Origin of the sequence: Candidatus Chryseobacterium colombiense (assembly GCA_029203185.1) — a bacterium.
Classification (GTDB): domain Bacteria; phylum Bacteroidota; class Bacteroidia; order Flavobacteriales; family Weeksellaceae; genus Chryseobacterium; species Chryseobacterium colombiense.
Genome location: CP119310.1, coordinates 3,276,567 through 3,294,735, shown reverse-complemented (window position 1 = coordinate 3,294,735; position 18,169 = coordinate 3,276,567). Strand labels below are relative to the sequence as shown.

19 protein-coding genes are annotated in these 18,169 nt (G+C 33.1%); 15 read left to right on the top strand and 4 right to left on the bottom strand.

Translation table 11 applies throughout. The features are described from left to right. Genes P0Y62_14870 through P0Y62_14810 form a run of 13 tightly spaced genes read left to right on the top strand, consistent with a single transcriptional unit; the run spans window position 1 to window position 11,875 of the window. The gene (locus P0Y62_14870; GenBank protein ID WEK69120.1) at window positions 1-1,083 is read left to right on the top strand and encodes a DegT/DnrJ/EryC1/StrS family aminotransferase; all 1,083 of its coding nucleotides are present in this window, start codon (window positions 1-3) and stop codon (window positions 1,081-1,083) included. Between the two features lies 1 nt (window position 1,084). Next, window positions 1,085-1,789, top strand: coding sequence for a WbqC family protein (locus P0Y62_14865; protein ID WEK69119.1), 705 nt, complete (start codon window positions 1,085-1,087; stop codon window positions 1,787-1,789). Next, entirely contained in the window at window positions 1,786-2,187 is a 402-nt protein-coding gene (locus tag P0Y62_14860; GenBank protein WEK69118.1) for a GNAT family N-acetyltransferase, read from the top strand. The genes P0Y62_14865 and P0Y62_14860 overlap by 4 nt, the downstream gene beginning before the upstream one ends. Then, complete coding sequence (locus P0Y62_14855) at window positions 2,184-3,086, top strand: glycosyltransferase (protein ID WEK69117.1); 903 nt, start codon at window positions 2,184-2,186, stop codon at window positions 3,084-3,086. The genes P0Y62_14860 and P0Y62_14855 overlap by 4 nt, the downstream gene beginning before the upstream one ends. Before the next feature lie 10 nt (window positions 3,087-3,096). Then, window positions 3,097-3,693, top strand: coding sequence for an acyltransferase (locus P0Y62_14850; protein WEK69116.1), 597 nt, complete (start codon window positions 3,097-3,099; stop codon window positions 3,691-3,693). Then, entirely contained in the window at window positions 3,690-4,877 is a 1,188-nt protein-coding gene (locus P0Y62_14845) for a glycosyltransferase family 4 protein (GenBank protein WEK69115.1), read from the top strand. The genes P0Y62_14850 and P0Y62_14845 overlap by 4 nt, the downstream gene beginning before the upstream one ends. 9 nt (window positions 4,878-4,886) lie before the next feature. Further along, the gene (locus tag P0Y62_14840) at window positions 4,887-5,747 is read left to right on the top strand and encodes a glycosyltransferase (protein ID WEK69114.1); all 861 of its coding nucleotides are present in this window, start codon (window positions 4,887-4,889) and stop codon (window positions 5,745-5,747) included. Then, window positions 5,744-6,412 carry a hypothetical protein gene (locus tag P0Y62_14835; GenBank protein WEK69113.1) on the top strand — a complete coding sequence of 223 codons (669 nt, stop codon included), beginning with the start codon at window positions 5,744-5,746 and terminating at the stop codon, window positions 6,410-6,412. The genes P0Y62_14840 and P0Y62_14835 overlap by 4 nt, the downstream gene beginning before the upstream one ends. Continuing rightward, on the top strand, window positions 6,413-7,333 hold the full coding sequence (locus P0Y62_14830; protein ID WEK69112.1) for a glycosyltransferase family 2 protein: 921 nt from the start codon (window positions 6,413-6,415) through the stop codon (window positions 7,331-7,333). A 34-nt stretch (window positions 7,334-7,367) separates the two neighbouring features. Further along, window positions 7,368-8,135: a methyltransferase domain-containing protein gene (locus P0Y62_14825; GenBank protein WEK69111.1), complete on the top strand. Its 768-nt coding sequence runs from the start codon at window positions 7,368-7,370 to the stop codon at window positions 8,133-8,135. Window positions 8,136-8,153: 18 nt separating this feature from the next. Further along, on the top strand, window positions 8,154-9,950 hold the full coding sequence (asnB, locus tag P0Y62_14820) for an asparagine synthase (glutamine-hydrolyzing) (GenBank protein WEK69110.1): 1,797 nt from the start codon (window positions 8,154-8,156) through the stop codon (window positions 9,948-9,950). 1 nt (window position 9,951) lies between these two features. Then, the gene (locus P0Y62_14815) at window positions 9,952-10,902 is read left to right on the top strand and encodes a glycosyltransferase family 2 protein (protein ID WEK69109.1); all 951 of its coding nucleotides are present in this window, start codon (window positions 9,952-9,954) and stop codon (window positions 10,900-10,902) included. A gap of 31 nt (window positions 10,903-10,933) precedes the next feature. Next, window positions 10,934-11,875: a glycosyltransferase family 2 protein gene (locus P0Y62_14810; GenBank protein WEK69108.1), complete on the top strand. Its 942-nt coding sequence runs from the start codon at window positions 10,934-10,936 to the stop codon at window positions 11,873-11,875. Here the strand turns inward: P0Y62_14810 and P0Y62_14805 are convergent. From P0Y62_14805 to P0Y62_14790, 4 genes are read right to left on the bottom strand one after another with little or no spacing between them, the layout of a single operon-like run. Then, window positions 11,872-12,786, bottom strand: coding sequence for a hypothetical protein (locus P0Y62_14805; GenBank protein ID WEK69107.1), 915 nt, complete (start codon window positions 12,784-12,786; stop codon window positions 11,872-11,874). The genes P0Y62_14810 and P0Y62_14805 overlap by 4 nt on opposite strands. Window position 12,787: 1 nt before the next feature. Next, window positions 12,788-14,218, bottom strand: coding sequence for an MBOAT family protein (locus P0Y62_14800; protein WEK69106.1), 1,431 nt, complete (start codon window positions 14,216-14,218; stop codon window positions 12,788-12,790). Window positions 14,219-14,257: 39 nt separating this feature from the next. Beyond that, the gene (locus tag P0Y62_14795) at window positions 14,258-15,283 is read right to left on the bottom strand and encodes an acyltransferase (GenBank protein ID WEK69105.1); all 1,026 of its coding nucleotides are present in this window, start codon (window positions 15,281-15,283) and stop codon (window positions 14,258-14,260) included. Between the two features lie 10 nt (window positions 15,284-15,293). Next, window positions 15,294-16,064: a class I SAM-dependent methyltransferase gene (locus P0Y62_14790; GenBank protein WEK69104.1), complete on the bottom strand. Its 771-nt coding sequence runs from the start codon at window positions 16,062-16,064 to the stop codon at window positions 15,294-15,296. 106 nt (window positions 16,065-16,170) lie between these two features. Between P0Y62_14790 and P0Y62_14785 the strand changes: the two genes are divergently transcribed. Both P0Y62_14785 and P0Y62_14780 read left to right on the top strand, forming a co-directional pair. Next, the gene (locus P0Y62_14785; protein ID WEK69103.1) at window positions 16,171-17,010 is read left to right on the top strand and encodes a glycosyltransferase; all 840 of its coding nucleotides are present in this window, start codon (window positions 16,171-16,173) and stop codon (window positions 17,008-17,010) included. A gap of 1 nt (window position 17,011) precedes the next feature. Next, window positions 17,012-18,166 carry a glycosyltransferase gene (locus P0Y62_14780; GenBank protein WEK69102.1) on the top strand — a complete coding sequence of 385 codons (1,155 nt, stop codon included), beginning with the start codon at window positions 17,012-17,014 and terminating at the stop codon, window positions 18,164-18,166. Window positions 18,167-18,169: the final 3 nt, after the last annotated feature.

The following is an 18,169-nucleotide window of genomic DNA, read 5'->3' as shown; positions in this document are numbered from 1 at the left end:
ATGATTCCCATAACACAACCTTTTCTTCCGCCTCAGGAAGAATATGAAAAATATTTAGACGGTATCTGGAAAAGAAACTGGCTTACCAACATGGGGCCTTTAGCCAGCCAGCTTGAGATGGAACTTAAAGACCATCTCAAACTAAAACATTTACTTTTCGTTACCAATGGAACGGTTGCTATTCAAATGGCAATAAAAGCATTAGAAATTTCAGGAGAAGTTATTACAACCCCGTTTTCTTTTGTAGCTACCACAAGTTCTTTGGTCTGGGAAGGATGCACTCCTGTTTTTGTAGATATAGATGCTAAAACCTTATGCATTGATGCCAATAAAATAGAAGAAGCAATTACCGATAAAACCAGTGCAATTCTTGCTACTCACGTGTATGGAAACCCTTGCGATGTCTTACAAATAGAGGCTATTGCAAAAAAACATAATCTTAAGGTAATTTATGATGCAGCACATGCATTTGGGGTAGAAATCAATGGAAAATCTATTTTCGAATATGGTGATATTTCAACCTGCTCTCTTCATGCTACTAAATTATACCATACCATTGAAGGAGGTCTAGTGATTACCAAAGTCCCTGAATTACTTAAAAAATTAGCTTTTATACGAAACTTTGGAATTTCAGGATTCGATTCTTTTTCAGAACTGGGATTAAATGGTAAAAACTCAGAATTTCATGCTGCAATGGGACTTGTAAATCTAAAATATATTCCAAAAATACATGAAAAAAGAAAGGCACTTGCGGCACTTTATGATCAAAAACTTAAAGGATTGAAACATGTGAAACCTTTACGACATAATCAGGCAAATGACACCCACTGCTATTATCCGATTGTACTGGAAAGTGAAGATTTACTGTTAAAATTAAAACAGGAAATGGATAAACACGAAATTTTCACACGAAGATATTTTTATCCCAGTCTTGCCTCATCACTTCCCTATTTACCAAAAATGGAGCTTCCCATTACAGAAGATATTTCCAAACGGGTTTTATGCCTTCCTTTTTATTATGATCTTACTTTTGAAGAAGTAGAACATATCTCCAGGCTAATGTTAAGAATCCAAAACAATTAATATGAAAACAGCCATTATGCAACCCTACATATTTCCGTATATTGGTTATTTTCAACTAATTAATTCTGTAGACAATTTTATATTTTATGACGATGTACATTATATAAAAAAAGGTTGGATTAACAGAAACCAGATATTGGTAAACAACAAAGCTCAATATTTTACCATTCCGGTAATAAAGGCCAGCCAAAACAAATTAATCAATGAAATAAATATTGACAAGTCTTCAAAAGATTACGATAACATTCTTATCACTATAAAAAATAATTATAAAAAAGCTCCCTTTTATGATTCGGTCATTCCTATTATAGAAGACCTACTTCAAAATCGCAATATTGTAACGATTTCAGATTTAGCCATTCAAAGTATTCTGAAAGTTTTAGAGTATTTGGAGATTAATAAAAAAATTTTCATTTCTTCCCAAGATTTTTCAGAATCAAAGGGTATTGACAAAGCTGATAGATTAATTAGAATTACAAAAGAGTCTGATGCTCAGGATTACATCAATGCTATTGGAGGAACAGAAATTTATAACAAAGACTATTTTAATGAGCACAAAATCAATCTTTTATTTTTAAAACCAAATAATATTCCTTATAAACAGTTTAATAATAAATATCTTCCATGGCTTTCAATTATTGATATTTTGATGTTTAATCCTCCAAAAGATATTTTAAAAATGTTAGATCAATATGAATTAATATGATAGAAAAAGAGATTAAAAATTTAATATCTTTGGCAGGATCTGCTATTATAAACATTTCGGATACTGATAGTTATGTTCAGAAAATATTGATGTATTCTTCAATTATTTCAATAATAGAAGACGGAAAATTACAAGGTTTTATTTCTTATTACAACAATGACCCTGAACAAAAAAATGCTTTTTTGACACTTATTGCTATTCACCCCGATTTTCAGGGAAAAGGTCTGGGAAAAAAATTAATATCATTTTCACTTACAGATTTGAAACAAAAGAAATTTAAAAATTATTCTTTAGAGGTTTTAAAACATAATACAGCTGCAATTTCCTTATATGAGAATTTTGGATTTAAAATAAAAGAAGACAGAGATCACGTATGGTTAATGAATTTAGAGCTATGAAGCCCAAAGTAAGCGTCATTATGATTACCTATGGCCACGAAAAATATATCAAAAAGGCTATAGAAGGAGTTTTTCTACAAAAAACAGATTTTTTAGTAGAGCTTATTATCGCTAACGACCAATCTCCGGATTCCTCTGATGAAATCATTCGAGAGGTTATTAAAACATGCCCTTCTAATATATTGGTAAAATATATTCTTAACGAGAATAATATGGGGGTAAATGCTAATTATCTTAATGCATACGAAAAAACAGAAGGAAAATACATCGCAGCTTGTGAGGGCGACGATTACTGGACTGATCCTTTAAAACTACAAAAACAAGTTGACTTTTTAGAAAACAACGAAGAGTACAGCATTACTTTTCATAAAATAAAAGAACTTACAGACAGGAAAGAAAAATTTACTTATCCTAATCCTGATGAGGAAAAAACCTATACTATTCAGGATCTGTGTAAAGAAAATTTCATCATTACAGTGTCTGTTGTTTTCAGAAAAAACATGGAAACTCTGCCTGAATGGTTACCTTATTCCCCCATTGGCGATTATCCTTTACACCTTTTGAATGCGTCTTTTGGCCTTATAAAATATTTTCCTGAAGAAATGGCCGTTTACAGAGTCGGCAGCGGAATGTGGAGTACCCAGAACACCATTGGCCAAATCGTAAATACCATGTTTTGCTTGAAATTCTTGCTCATACATTTTAAAAACAATCAGGAGGTGTTGACTGATTTAAAAATACAATATGACAACTTTCAAAAGGCACTTTTAAAACCTTATGAAGAAAAAAAAGCACTAGAATTAAAGATTAAAGATTACAATTATCTTGCTAATATAATATCCTTTAAGAATCTTTTAAAAATAACTAAAAGAAAGATTATCAAAAAATTAAAGAAATAAATTTATATTAATGTTCCAAAAAATAAAAAATTATATTAAAAGAAAATTAACCTTACTGGTTATCGATCTGCAGAAACAAGAGAAGCAAAAAATGTGGTGGCGTTTCACTTCAATGCCAAACATCAATATCCATCATACTTTTGCTCCTCAGGATATAAATATATTTAAAGGAAATGAAGGTATCTTTGGCAATATAAATATTGGAGAAAGTTTTTTTGTGAGAGATTACTGCATAATTTCAGTTCTGCCAAAGGGAAATCTTATAATCGGGGATAATGTTTTTTTTAATAATTATTCCTCTATTAATTGTTTAGAAAAAATCACAATCGGAGATAATACTATATTCGGTGAAGGTGTAAAACTATACGACCATAACCATCAATACGGTTTTAATCCTGATTTTTTTGTCAATAAAACAGAATTTAATACAAGTCCGATTACAATTGGTAAAAATTGCTGGATTGGAAGTAACACATTGATATTAAAAGGTGTAAACATAGGAGATAACTGCATCATCGGAGCAGGGTGTGTTATCCACAAGTCTGTTCCTGCTAATACAATCATAAAAAACAGTCAGAATTTAATATTTGAATCTTTACAAAAATGAGCGAAACAAAAAAAATATTATTAATTTCTCATGAAGCTTCTTTATCCGGCGCTCCTATTCTCGTATTAAGCCTGTTGAAAAAGCTTAAAAACGAAAGAAAAAATTATACCGTAGATGTTTTATTATTAAGAGCAGGACAGTTGTATGAAGATTTTGCAAAATTATCTGACCAGAAAATTATGGTGGCCGCTTATTACAATCAATCCTTGTCTTTCGTAAACAGAAATTTCAAAAAATTTCAAGCTGCTTTTTTCCCAAAACAGGAAACAAAGGAAGAACAGATTGAAAAAATAACCGGCAAACTTTTACAAAACAATTACGATTTAGTATATGCCAATACCGCGGAAACTTTAGTCTGGACAATTCCGTTTTACAAGAAAGGAATTCCAACCATTGTTGCCATTCATGAGCTTACTTTTGGTATGGAGAGCGCTTATTCAAAAGATTTTATTTTGCAGAATATCTCCAATGTCTCCATGATCATTGCAGGATCAAATGCTGTGAAAGAAAACCTCATCAACAGATATGGTGCAGATCCTAAAAAAGTAAAAGCAATACATTCTTTTGTAGACGAAAAATTAGTAATTCACAAAGATAAAACCCAACTAAAAAAAGAACTCAACATATCCGAATCTGATATTGTTATTGGTATTGCAAGTTCTCAGGAATTAAGAAAAGGAACAGATTTGGTTCCTCTTTTAGTTAAAAAGATTGTAGATAAAACAGATCTTAATTTTAAATTCATTAACCTCGGAGGTTCTTCTACCATAGGCCCTGTAAAATGTTCCAAAATTGATGCTGAAAAATTAGGGGTTGATAATAAGATCATCTATGTAGATCACAACAAATTCCCAAACGATTATATCAATATTTTTGATATTTTCCTTTTGCTTTCGAGAGAAGATCCTTTCCCTTTAGTGATGCTTACGGCAGCTAAACTTCAAAAACCGATTGTTGCATTCGAACAAAGTGGGGGCGCTGTGGAATTCCTTGAAAACGGTTATGGAGTACTTGCTCCTTATCTGGACCTCGATACCATGGCTTCTGAAATAGTTAATCTCCTTGAGAATAAAGAATTAAGAGAAAATTACGGACATAAGATCCAGAACAGACTAGAAGAAGAATATTCTGAAGGCAAACTTACAGCAGATATTTTTCAAACCATCCACGATCTGATCCAATAAAAATAAGTCATGATATCCATCATTATTTCATCCTATCTTCCCCATTACTTCTCTGCACTTGAAAAAAACATTGCAGAAACTATTGGTGTGCCTTATGAAATAATCAAAATTGATAATCCGGGATTGATGGGAATCTGTGAAGCTTATAACCAAGGGGCAAAAAAAGCTCGATTTGATAATTTAGTCTTTTTGCACGAAGATATTGTATTTAAAACCCCAAATTGGGGCAACAGACTTATTTTGCATTTAGATCAAGAAAATACCGGTTTAATCGGGATTGCCGGTTCTTCTTATGTACCCGTAGCTCCTTCAAGCTGGACCGTTGCAGAAAAGTATAACTTTGTAAATATTTTACAGGGAAATAAACAAAATAACGACTCCGTTTCTATTCATTCTACAAAAGAAAACAGAACTAAAGTCTTCGCTGTAGATGGTGTTTTTTTAGCCATAAAAAAAGAAAACTATACCCACATTAGGTTTGACGAAGAATTAAAAGGTTTTCATGGCTATGATCTTGATTTCAGCTTAAGAGTGGCGAAAAAATTTCAGAATTATGTGATTGATGACATTTTAATTCAACATTTTTCACAGGGTAACCGTGACAAGAAATGGCTGGACTCCAACATTATAATTAAAGAAAAAATAGGGACTAACTTCCCCCATGAAAAAAATTCGGAAACAGAAAAAAATATTTTCCTTTCTTTCCTTTATCAATACTTTATCTATTATCCAATAACTTCAAAAAACATCCTCTTTACATTAAAATTTTTTCCTTTCAAATACCTTACATTTCAAGATAAGATGCTAATTTTAAAGAAATATTTTAACTATATTAGATTTTCATCTGAAATTAATAAAAAAACACAATGATCGTAGGAAACGGACTTATTGCAAAATCTTTAAAAAATATAGATTCGGATAATATTTTATTCTTTGCTTCAGGAGTATCCAATTCTCTGGAGACAAGAGATTCTGAATTTCAAAGAGAATTTGATCTTCTTAAAAAAAATATCGAACAGCATTCAGATATTCTTTTGATTTATTTTTCAACATTGAGCATCAATGACAGATCAAAAGCGGACAGTTTATATGTACAGCACAAAAAGAAAATTGAAGAGTATATTCAAAATCATTCAAAACAGTTCAGTATTCTCAGGATTGGAAATATTGTAGGAAGAGGAGGAAATCCCAATACATTATTCAATTATCTCAAACATCAGATTACTCAAAATTCGGAATTCGTATTGCATACCAAAGCAAGAAGACTTTTAGTTGATATCGAAGATATTTCAGAATTCATAAGAACATCTAATCACAGTATTCAAAACAAAATTATTGACTTCTCATATCCTCACCATTATGATTTAAAAGAAATTATAATGGCTATTGAAAACAAAATTAAGCAGAAAGCTTTTTATAAAGAAATCGAAGCGGGTGATTTTTATAAAATTGATTTTGAGGATCAGGTAAAAGATTTTTTTACAGAAAAAGATGCTTCCATGTATTTAAAAAAAATAGCCGAAAAATATATTTAAATGCCGAAGATATACGTCATAGTTGTCACCTACAATGCCATGAAATGGGCAAAAAAATGTTTTAGCAGTCTAAAATCATCTTCTGTTCCCGTTACGTGCATCGTCATTGATAATGGCTCAACAGACGGAACGCAACACTTCATTCAGACTAATTTTCCTGAAATCGATTTTATTCAGTCTGAAAAAAACCTGGGATTTGGAAAAGCTAACAATATCGCAATAGAAAAGGCATATAAAAACGGAGCGGATTTTTTCTATTTAATGAATCAGGACGCGTGGATCTATTCTGATAGTATTGAAAAATTACTGAAAGTTTATGAAGCCCACTCCAACCAAAAAGAAATAGGCATTTTAAGTCCTATGCATCTGGATGGAAGCGAGCAACTTCTTGATATTTTCTTAGATAAGTATATTGCCCATAATTTTGAAAAAACCCGATTAATTTCCGATCTTTATTTTCAGAAGCTAAAACCATTGTATGAGATGAATTTCATTAATGCCGCTCATTGGCTGATTCCCCGAAATACGATCGAAACAGTGGGAGGATTCAATCCTTACTTTTTTCATTACGGAGAAGATATAGAATATGTAAACAGAGCCCATTTTCATCAAAAGAAGATACTTCTTGTACCGGAAAGCAAGGTGGTACATGACGGAAAACAGAATCTCAAAAAAGTAGATCCTAAGAAATATGAAGATCTTAGTATTGAAACCAAAATACTTAATCCTAATTTCCCCAATGCTCTCGTTTTTGAAAAAAAATCTTTGCGGAAAAGTATTCTCAAAAACCTATTGACAGGAAATACCTCTGAATATAAAACATTACTTGAGAAATACCGGAAAATTTCAAAAGAAGAGAAAAAGCTCTCAGAAATCAGAAATCAGGTAAAACAAATTGGTTTGACTTTTCTAAATACTTAAATTTGATATACTTATCAGCACCTAAAAACTAAAAATGTCACTGATCAAAAGAATTAAAAATAAAATAAAGCTCCAGGCTCATTCAGGAAACAATTATTATTGTCCTTTTTGCGGCTACACTTCCAAAGATCTGGAAATAGTGGGGCATGATCTTCCTGTTCTTATAGAAAAAGATGTCGTTGGAGGAGGAAGAAGAGCAGCAGGATGCTACCAATGCCATTCCAGGGACCGTGAAAGATTGTTATATGCTTTTATCATTGAAGAACTCAATCTGCCACAAAATAAAAATATAAGCATCTTACATATTGCTCCCGAACCTAAGCTATCCAATATTCTTCTGAAACAGAATTTTGATGAATATATTTGTGGAGATTTATTTACACCGGGTTACACTTATCCTGCTTATGTACAAAATATGAATGTTCTTGAACTTCCGTTTGAAAGCCATCATTTTGATCTTGTCATCTGCAACCACGTTTTGGAGCACATTCCGGAAGACAGTAAAGCAATGAAAGAGATACAACGAGTTTTAAAACCCGGAGGAAAAGCCATTTTACAAGTTCCTATTTCTAATAATACTCAGGAGACTGTGGAAGATTTTACCATCTCTGACCCCAAAAAAAGGGAAGAACTTTTTGGGCAGTTCGATCATATTAGAATCTATGGGCAGGACTATGTACAGCGCTTAGAAGACGCCGGGTTTATAGTGAACAGAATTAATATTGCTGATAAATATAAAAGAATGGGGGTAAATCCTAAAGAAGATATATTCTACTGTGAAAAACCTACCTTACTTGTTTAAAAGAAGAAGAAATAAAATATGTGTGGAATAGCCGGAATCATTACAAAAGATGCCAAGAATTATACCCATGCCATCCAGAATATGACGGATGCTATTGCGCATCGCGGTCCGGATTCTGCCCATCATGAATATTTTGAAAATATTGTGTTAGGTCACCGAAGATTATCCATCATTGATCTTTCAGAAAATGGTAAACAGCCTATGTTTTCCAATACAAAAAATGAATGCATTGTTTTAAACGGTGAAATTTACGGCTATCAGTCCATCAAAAAACAATATGGAGAATATCCTTATCAGGGAACTTCTGATACGGAAGTAATTCTCGCCATGTATCAGAGAAAAAAAGAACAGCTGATTCATGATCTTCCTGGGATGTTTGCTTTTGCTGTCTGGGATGATGAAAAGCAACAACTTTTCTGTGCACGTGACCGATTTGGCGAAAAGCCATTTTATTATGCTCATGGTAGAAATGGAGAATTTATTTTCGCCTCCGAAATTAAAGCTATTCTTGCAAGTGGACTCATAGAGCCTAAACTCAACCAAGAAGCACTCTCTCACTATCTTCAATATGGATATGTAAGTACTTACCAAAGTATTTATAGCAATATATTTTCACTTCCGCCTGCTCATCAGTTAATTTGGAAAGATGGAGAAATAAAAGTTTCAAGATATTACAGTCTTCCCAAAAAAGACCGTGTTTTAAGTCTTTCTGAAGCGAAAGAAGAATTTACTTATCTGTTGAAAACCGCTATTGAAAAGCAGCTTATTGCTGATGTTGAAGTCGGAAGCTTTCTAAGCGGAGGTCTTGATTCTTCTTCAGTTGTAGCCATGGTAAATTCTTTTTTACCGCAACAGACCACCATCAGCTTTGGATATGACCATGAAGAAAGTGAACTTAAATATGCGAAGGAAATCGCTGAAAAATACAATACCAGACACATTGAAATTCATGAAAAAAAGGAAGATCTGGTTTCCGGAATTCTGAAAGTTGCTCCTTTTCTTGATGAGCCTTTTGCCGACCGATCGTGTGTTCCCCACTTTGAAATATGTAAAAGTGCAAGAAAAAACCTGAAAGTGGTACTTTCCGGAGATGTGGGCGATGAATTGTTTGGTGGCTATAGCTTCTACAAAGTGGAACATGAAATGAAGAAACATTTCAGCTACCAGAATATTCTGGCGCAGTTTGGACAGAAATTATATCAAAACGTAAAACAGATCTCTTACATTTCACAGAAAAATATTCAGTATGGTTCCATTCTGGATTTTCATCAGAATGAAGTAAGGAATTTCTTTGATAAAAACGAAAGAACTGCTTTAGGAATTACTCAAGACTATCAGCAGCCTTACAGTTTTAAAGCCTATAAAAACTCTCTGAATGATATTATGCGAACAGATCTTGAAAAGTTCGTTCCGGGAAATATGCTGGTAAAATCTGATCGTATGGCAATGGCCAATTCTTTGGAAGTCAGAACTCCGTTTTTGGATATTGACTTTGCAGAATTCTGCATTCAGCTTCCGGATCAGCTCAAAATAACTTCAGACAATGATAAAATCATTTTAAGAGAATCAATGAGTTATTACTGGACAGAAACCATCAGAAATAGAAATAAACAAGGCTTCGGGCTTGGAATAGAAAACTGGTTTGAAGAAGAAAGCTTACTCACATTCTCTGATGAATTATTAAAAGATAAAAATCAAAAGGTTTTTAACTATATCGATTTTAAAGCTGCACAAAAGTTTCAGGATAAAGGTCAAAAACACTGGAACCTACTGCAACTTGCTTTATGGGCATCTCATAATTCCAAATTGTTGTAGAATGGCTCTTAGTATATCTGTTATTATTCCTGTTTACAATGCAGCTCAATTCTTAGAAAAGTCTGTATATTCTGTCCTTCAGTTTGAAGAAGTAAAAGAAATCCTTCTGATAGAAGACGCGTCCACAGATCAGTCTCTTTCCGTTTGTGAAAAACTTATCTCCGAAAATTCCCGCATAAAATTGTATCAACATTCCGATAAAGGCAATCACGGGGCCGGAGCAACCAGAAATCTGGGCCTTAAAAAAGCGCAAAGTGAGTATATTTCCTTTCTGGATGCCGATGATTATTATCTTCCTAACAGATTTGATGCTGAAAAAACATTATTCAGTAAGTCCAATATCGACGGTGTTTTTGGAGCTATCGGTGTGGAATATTTAAGCGAAAAAGGAAAGAAAGAGTTTCAGGATAAATTTAAAAATACAACACTTACTACCGTTAATTATCATGCTGAAGGAGAAGAAGTATTTAAAGGACTTTTAAGCTCAACACCTAAAACTTTCGGTACGTTTTTTCATCTGAATACATTAACACTAAGAAAATCAGCTCTCGAAAAACATGGTTTAAAGTTCAACGAAAAACTTCGTGTACATCAGGATTCAGATTTTATTATAAAACTGGCTTATGTATGCCATTTAAAATCCGGAATTATTGATAAAGCCATAGCCATACGTGGAGTGCACGATGACAACAGAATTACCAAAATAAAACCTTATTCAAAAAAGTTTTACCAAAACAATCTCCTTCTCCAACAGTCACTGTATGAATGGGGCACCACCGTAAAACTTAAGCCTGAATATTCGAAAAGAATACGTTTGAATTACCTGAGCTTTAGAATTGCCAATGAACATGGCTTCAGGAAATACTTTTCCTATTTTATCAATTGTATAAAGTATCCAGAACTTGTAAAGACACGATACCGCTTTCATGCCTTAATGAATCCCAAAATATAAATAAACTATATATTTACAGTATAGAAATAAAATGAAAATCTCCGTAATCACTCCTGTTTATAATGCCGAAAACTATATTACACAAGCTGTGGAATCCGCTTTGCAGTTTGATGAGGTTTCTGAAGTTATTTTAGTAGAAGATAAATCTCCCGATAACGCGCTGGAAGTTTGTCTACAACTTGAAAAAAAATATGAGCGGGTAAAACTTTTCCAACATCCGGACAAGGAAAACCACGGAGCAGGAGCAAGCAGAAACCTGGGTATTGAAAAAGCGACAGGAGATTTTATTGCTTTTCTTGATGCTGATGATTATTATCTTCCCAACAGATTTGATGCTGAAAAAAAACTGTTTGAAGACCAGGAAGTCGATGCTGTTTATGGAGCTTTAGGAGTACATTATTATTCTGAAAAAGCAAAAGAGCAGTATTATCCACTTTTCGGAGATCGCCTGACAACCGTTTATAAAAAGCATGATCCCAAAGATGTATTTCCTGGACTACTGAATATGAAAGGAAGTTTCGGGCTTTTCAGTATTGACAGTCTTACGATAAGAAGAAAATCTTTATTGGATAAAATACAGCCCGTTTTTAAAACCCATCTCAGGCTTCATCAGGATACAGAATTTCTATTCAGAAGTTCATTTTATCTTAAATTTCATCCCGGAATTTTGGATAAGGCAGTCGCTATGCGAGGAGTACACGAAAACAACAGAATTACACAAGTAGATTCAAACAAAGTAAAACCTTCCATTACGAGAGTAATGCTTTGGAGAGAAGTCAATAAATGGGCAGAAAACGAGCCTACGATTCCCGAAAATATTAGAACACATATTAAAAGAATGCACAGAAGCTGGGAAATAGCTAATTCTTCCGTTGCCAAAAAGTGGGGAATGATTTTCAAATACCTGATCACGGATTACACAAGTATCAGATCAGGGCTTTATAATATTAATTTTCGCCGAGATCTTTTTTAATATTTATTCATCAAAATAGAATCTGCAATCTGCGAAGAAAAAGTCTTACCACTTTGTTTATACATATGATTGCCATCTGTATATAAATATTCTTTATAAGAAGCCGAAAAATCAAAGAATTTGATGTTGTTTTGATCAGCAATTCCATTCATTAAACCGCTAAAATCAGGATATTTTTTATTCTCAATTTCAATAATTGATTTTGAAGCAGGAATTCTTACAATAAAAACCGTTCCTTTAGGCTTAAGATAGTTTATGATTTGTTTAAAAGCCTGTATTCTTTCCGGAGATAATTGATTTTCTGCAGCTAATTTATTATAAAAATCAATTTTATTTTTCTCCCTTGCTGCAACCGAATCTTTATTCATATCAACATTTACTTCAAGCCATCCGTTTTTATGCAGATAAGTATTTGATTTTCCCGTTTCCTCTCTTTCCAGGTAGATCTTAAACCAGCTTCTCGGATAATTTCTCAGAAGATATTCATAATTAGGAGACCAATCATAAAAATACATATTTTTCAGTGGAGAATGTTCTTCCGGATATTCTTTTAAACTTTTAATATTTTTGTTGAGAGAAAGATTCCAGGGATCAACCGTTAAAATAAAAATTCCATTTTTTGTTTCCGGATCCAGTTTTCTTTTTAGGGCTTCCAAATACACTTTTCCATAAGGTGATTCTACAACATTCAAAGAAAAATTATCAAAAGCTACCGATAATTTCGACTGCAAAACATCAGGAATTACAGCCTGTGAACCTCTTGAATCTCCCAGAATAATATTTTGAGGTTTCGGAACCGCAAAATGCCTGTAATTATCATCTGTGTTTCCATCGGCAAATGCTCCCAGTACCGCAAAAACTAAGACAACTCCTAAAAAATAAGGCAATATTTTTAATAAAAATCTTTTCATATTAAAATTGGAAATAAATAAATTCATTATTCCCGAAATTTGCATATCGGATGATTATATATAAAAAAGCCACATACAGTACCCTTCTCAGCCACGGGTTGTATCTTTTAATTTCAAACCCATGAAATCGGCTTCTATTGATCCATTCTATCAAAAGCATAATACCAATTAAAGCAAAAACCTTGGAAGGAAAAGGGTTTGACAGTTCCCACTTTCCGGTCCCCATAGTTTTGATATACAGTAAAGCATCTGAAACGGAATCTGCTCTAAAAAAAATCCAAGCAAAACAAGTAATGGCAAACGTAACAACAACCTGAAAAAGTTCTTTTAAACTAGGAAGAAATTTATTTTGTGCAATAACCTCAAGGTTTTGTCGATTTGTTTTTGTTAACAAAAGCGGGAGAAAATAAATAGCGTTGAGACCTCCCCAAACAATAAAAGTCCAGTTTGCACCATGCCAGAAACCCGAAACGAGGAAAATGGCAAATGTATTTCTGATTTTCATCCAGAGTCCTCCTTTACTTCCTCCTAATGGAATATAGAGATAATCTCTGAACCAGGAGGAAAGAGAAATATGCCATCTTCGCCAAAATTCAGCAATATCACGGGAGAAATAAGGAAATGCAAAGTTTTTAAGCAATTCAATTCCAAATAATCTTGAAACTCCCAAGGCAATATCAGAATACCCTGAAAAATCTCCATAAATCTGGAAAGCAAATAATATAACCCCTAAGACAAGAGTTACAGAACTTTCTGAATGATAGTTATTAAAAATCTCATTAACAAGAGGAGCACAATTGTCTGCAATCACCATCTTTTTAAAAAAGCCCCATAGCATCTGCCGCAATCCGTCTGCAGCCTGTTCATAATTAAAAGCTCTTTTACGCTGAATTTGAGGTAAAAGATGAGTAGCTCTCTCGATGGGACCAGCAACAAGCAATGGAAAATAACTTACAAATACAGCATAATCTATAAAATTTTTCTCAGAAGAAATTCTCTTTTTATAAACATCAATAACATATGAAAGCCCATGAAATGTGTAAAATGAAATTCCGACAGGAAGAACAATATTCAACAGCCACATATTTATTTTCAGTCCAAAACCACTGAGCAGATCAGCAAAACTTTCAATAAAAAAATTATAATATTTAAAGAAGCACAAAAATCCAAGATTGATCACGATACTAAGTGTAAGCCAAATTTTAGCTTCACGCTTACCTGAACTATTTTCAATCTTAATTCCGGAAAAATAGTCCAGCAATATGGAAAAAAGCAAAAGAAACATGAATCGCCAATCCCAGCAAGCATAAAAATAAAAACTTGCAAGAAGAAGCAAAATATTCTGATACTGAAATTTTTTATGAAAAACGAACCAATAAAGTATAAATACAATTGGTAAGAAAATCAAAAAACCAAATGAGTTAAACAGCATGTCTAATTATTACTTTCCAAACTAATTTTTTAAAACTAATCATTTTAATTTGATTTTTCTCAAAAATTCTCTCGCAGGACTTTCAACAGTCTGATAAAACAACGCCGAGCTTAGAAGCAAAGCAATCATGTAAGCCCCAAACATGACATCAATATCAAAAATATACTTCTTCCAAACCAGCTGCCTCAGAATATATAAAACAGGAATATGCGTAATGTAAATAGCATAACTGATCTCTCCTAAATATTCTAAAGGTTTGAAAGAAAATATCTTTGTTAAAATCCCATTATTTCTGGAAATCAAAAGAATAAGAGGAATAAACAAAACACCCATTAATCCATTATGAAAATAGAGCGGAACAAATATTAAACATAATAAAATCCCTATAAAAATGAGACTTATTAAAAGATCAAAATCCTTTTGTTTATGATTTTTAATAAAAAACAATCCCGCAAGGTTTCCTATCAGAAACTCATTGATATGAAGTAACGGGAAATAGGTAATAAAATCATGACTTACCGTATGTGGACCCGTGTAAAAACCAGATTTCATGTATAAGTTTGAAAAAATCTGTGTAACAATCCAGATAAGAATAGCTATCACCCAAATTCTTTTATTCTTTTTTGAATATAAATAATTATAAAGAAAAGGAAACAGCAGATAAAACAAAAATTCAACAGAGATAGACCAACCCGGAAAATTCAAAACCATTGCTTTACCCGGAATCCAGCTCTGGAGCCCAAAGAGATATAAAAGAATATCCGTAAATAGAAATTTTTCTTCCCGGGTAAACCACAAAAGCAGCAATCCTACCACATATAAAGGATAAATTCTTGCGAATCTGTTCCGATAATAATCTCCGTAACCGATTTTTTCTTTTTTATGATAAGCAATGACCATAATAAAACCGGAAAGGATAAAAAAATAACTTACCCCCACATTCGCTCTCAGAAAAACTTCGGAGAGATAGGGGATCTTATAGAGAAATACATCTTTATTGAAATGTGAAATCACAATTGCCAATGCAGCGACAAATCGTGTAAAAGTAATCTGAGTAATTTTCAAAAACCTGATCTTATTTTATAAAAACACCCACAAATTTTCCTTCAAACTCTACCACCGTAGTATCAATACCATTCTTTTCGCAGAAATCCTGATAAGCAGAGTTATCCCCGATATCATCACTCATAAAAACGCCTCCTTTTCTTAAATTCCGGTAAAGCTCCTGATAAGCCCATATTCTTCCGTCATAGCTTTTATCCGAATCATAATGAACCACATCAAAACCAGAAGTTTCGGCAAAGATTTTAGGTAGAGATTCTTTATCTGCAAAACGGAAAAGCTTCCAGTTGGATTTCAGATCTTCCGGAACGACATAGCCTACATACTGATCTCCATTCTGACCAAGATAAGGCATATCAGAACTATATAGTATTCCGTTTCTTTTTCTTAACGAAAGTAACGCAGCCAATGAAGACCAACCATAAGCAACACCTGTTTCCACAACATGCTGCGCATTTGAATACTCACAGGCATAATAAATCAGTTCCAAAGCTCCTGCCCCTCCCATTTTGATAGGACATTCCTTTTCTTTTTCTCCTGCCCGTTTCAAAACATCCTGAAATTCATTGCTGAATGCTCCGGAATTTACTCTGAAAAGCTTATGAATTGCTTCCTCCTGAGAAATCGCCTTTGAAGATGCCCAGGAATTTGTTTTTTCCTTTCCTTTGAAAGCATTATTTCTGTTGATCGTATTTTTCAGAATCTTTCTGCCCAGTTCCGGATAGAGATCAGGTCTTTTTAAATACCCTATAAACGTTTTTACAACTCTTCTTATTTCACTCACTGTGTCTGCTTTAATACAACAAAAATAAAGATTTTCATTCAATTGCCTATTTTAAAGAATAATTATATTTTTGAATTAATCTTTTCATCAAACTATTAGTCTCCGAATGAAATTTTCAATTCTGATTGCCAATTATAATAACGGAAAATTTTTCAAAACCTGTTATGAATCAATTATCACCCAAACTTATAAAAATTGGGAGGCTATAATTCTGGATGATGCTTCAACAGACGATTCTCTTGAAAGTATCCATCAGATTATCGGTAATGATTCCCGGTTTAAAGTTTTCCAAAATGTTGAAAACAGCGGAGTCGGAATTACAAAAAGCAAACTGATTGAACTTGCAGCCGGAGAAATATGCGGTTTCGTAGATCCGGATGACGCCATTACTCCAAATGCTTTGGAAGCAAGCATGAAGATCTTTAATAAGGATAAAAATACGGTTCTTACCTATTCCAGTTTTGTAAAATGTGATGAGCATCTAAAACCTATTGAAAGATTTAAATCCGGAATGCAGGTTGTAAATGGTGATGCTTACTTTTTCAATTGCCCTGTTCATATCGTACATTTTGTATGCTTCAGAAAAGAAATCTATGAACAGACCGAAAAGATAAATACCTCTATGAGAATTGCAGAAGATCAGGATCTTTATCTTAAAATGTACGAAAAAGGGAAGGTAAAATATATTGATGAGCCCAATTATCTCTATAGAAACCATTTGGGTGGAATTTCTCAAAATGACAACAGACCCCAATCCCGGGAATATTTTTCTAAAGTAATTTTCAATGCGATGAAAAGAAGAGGCTTAAGCTCCATCAACGGTAAAAAAATCCCGGATGAATATAGCAATGCAAAAGAAATCTATAACCTTCTTGAATATCAGAATGCGATTTCATACCGCGTAATGAAAAAACTTAGAATATTCGTACAACAACTATTGAGCTAAGATGAAAAATGATAAAATAAAAGTGCTTTTCAGACACCGTTCTATGGAAATGGGAGGCGTAGAAAAGGTAATCCTGAGTATGCTGAACAATCTCAATCAGGAAAAATTTGAGATGACGGTTTGTTTGAATATCAATCAGGGAGAGTTGCGCAATGAGTTTCCGAACCATGTACGAAAAGTATATCTTGAAAATGGAAAAGAAGATTTTTCTAAAAATCTATTGATCCAAAAAATTCAGCTTGCAAAAAGAAAATACAGCCTTCAAAGAGCTCATAATAATCCGAAAATAGCAGATCAGCTTCTGAATGAAAAATTTGATGTAGAAATAGCTCCAACCTATGCAGCTTTTTCGTCGGTTTTAAATTCTGTCAATAAAAATTCAAAAAAAATCGGCTGGTTTCATTCCGATATTACACTGCCTAAACTTCAGCCTTTAGTATCCGATATTTTGAAACAGATTCCACAGTTTGATTATTTTATTTTTGGTTCTCAGCAAACCAGAGATATTTTAATGGAAACCTATCCTGATCTTAAGCTTCCGGAAAATCAGGTCATCTTAAATGCAATCCCAATTGAAGAACTGAAAGAAAAAGCAAAGGCTTTTCAACCCGAATTTCCTAAAAAATCAGTTTTTGTTTCCGTAGCAAGATTACACAGCAGAAAAGGATTCCATAAATTAATGGAAGCTCATTCAAAACTGTTGCGAGAAGGATTTGACCATCATATTATTGTTATTGGCGATGGTGAAGAAAAAGAAAATCTAAAGAAACAGGCACAGGAATTGGGTGTTACCGAAAGTTTTCAATTATTAGGTTCATTGCTCAATCCATATCCTTACGTAAAAAATGCGGATTTTTTCATTCTTCCTTCGGAATCCGAGAGCTGGCCATTAATTATTGCTGATTCATTAATCCTTCAAAAGCCTATTATTTCAACCAATGTAGGAGGAATCCCGGAAATGATTGCTCACGGAAAAACAGGACATCTCATCAACTATGAAACGGAAGAAATGTATGAAGCGATGAAAAAATTCCTTACAGAACCGGACTACGTTTCAAACATTAAAGAAAACCTGAAAGACATTGAAAAACAGTTTGACAATCAGAAAATTTTTGATGCGGTTGAAAATATCATCACTAACTTAGTAAAAAAATAAAAA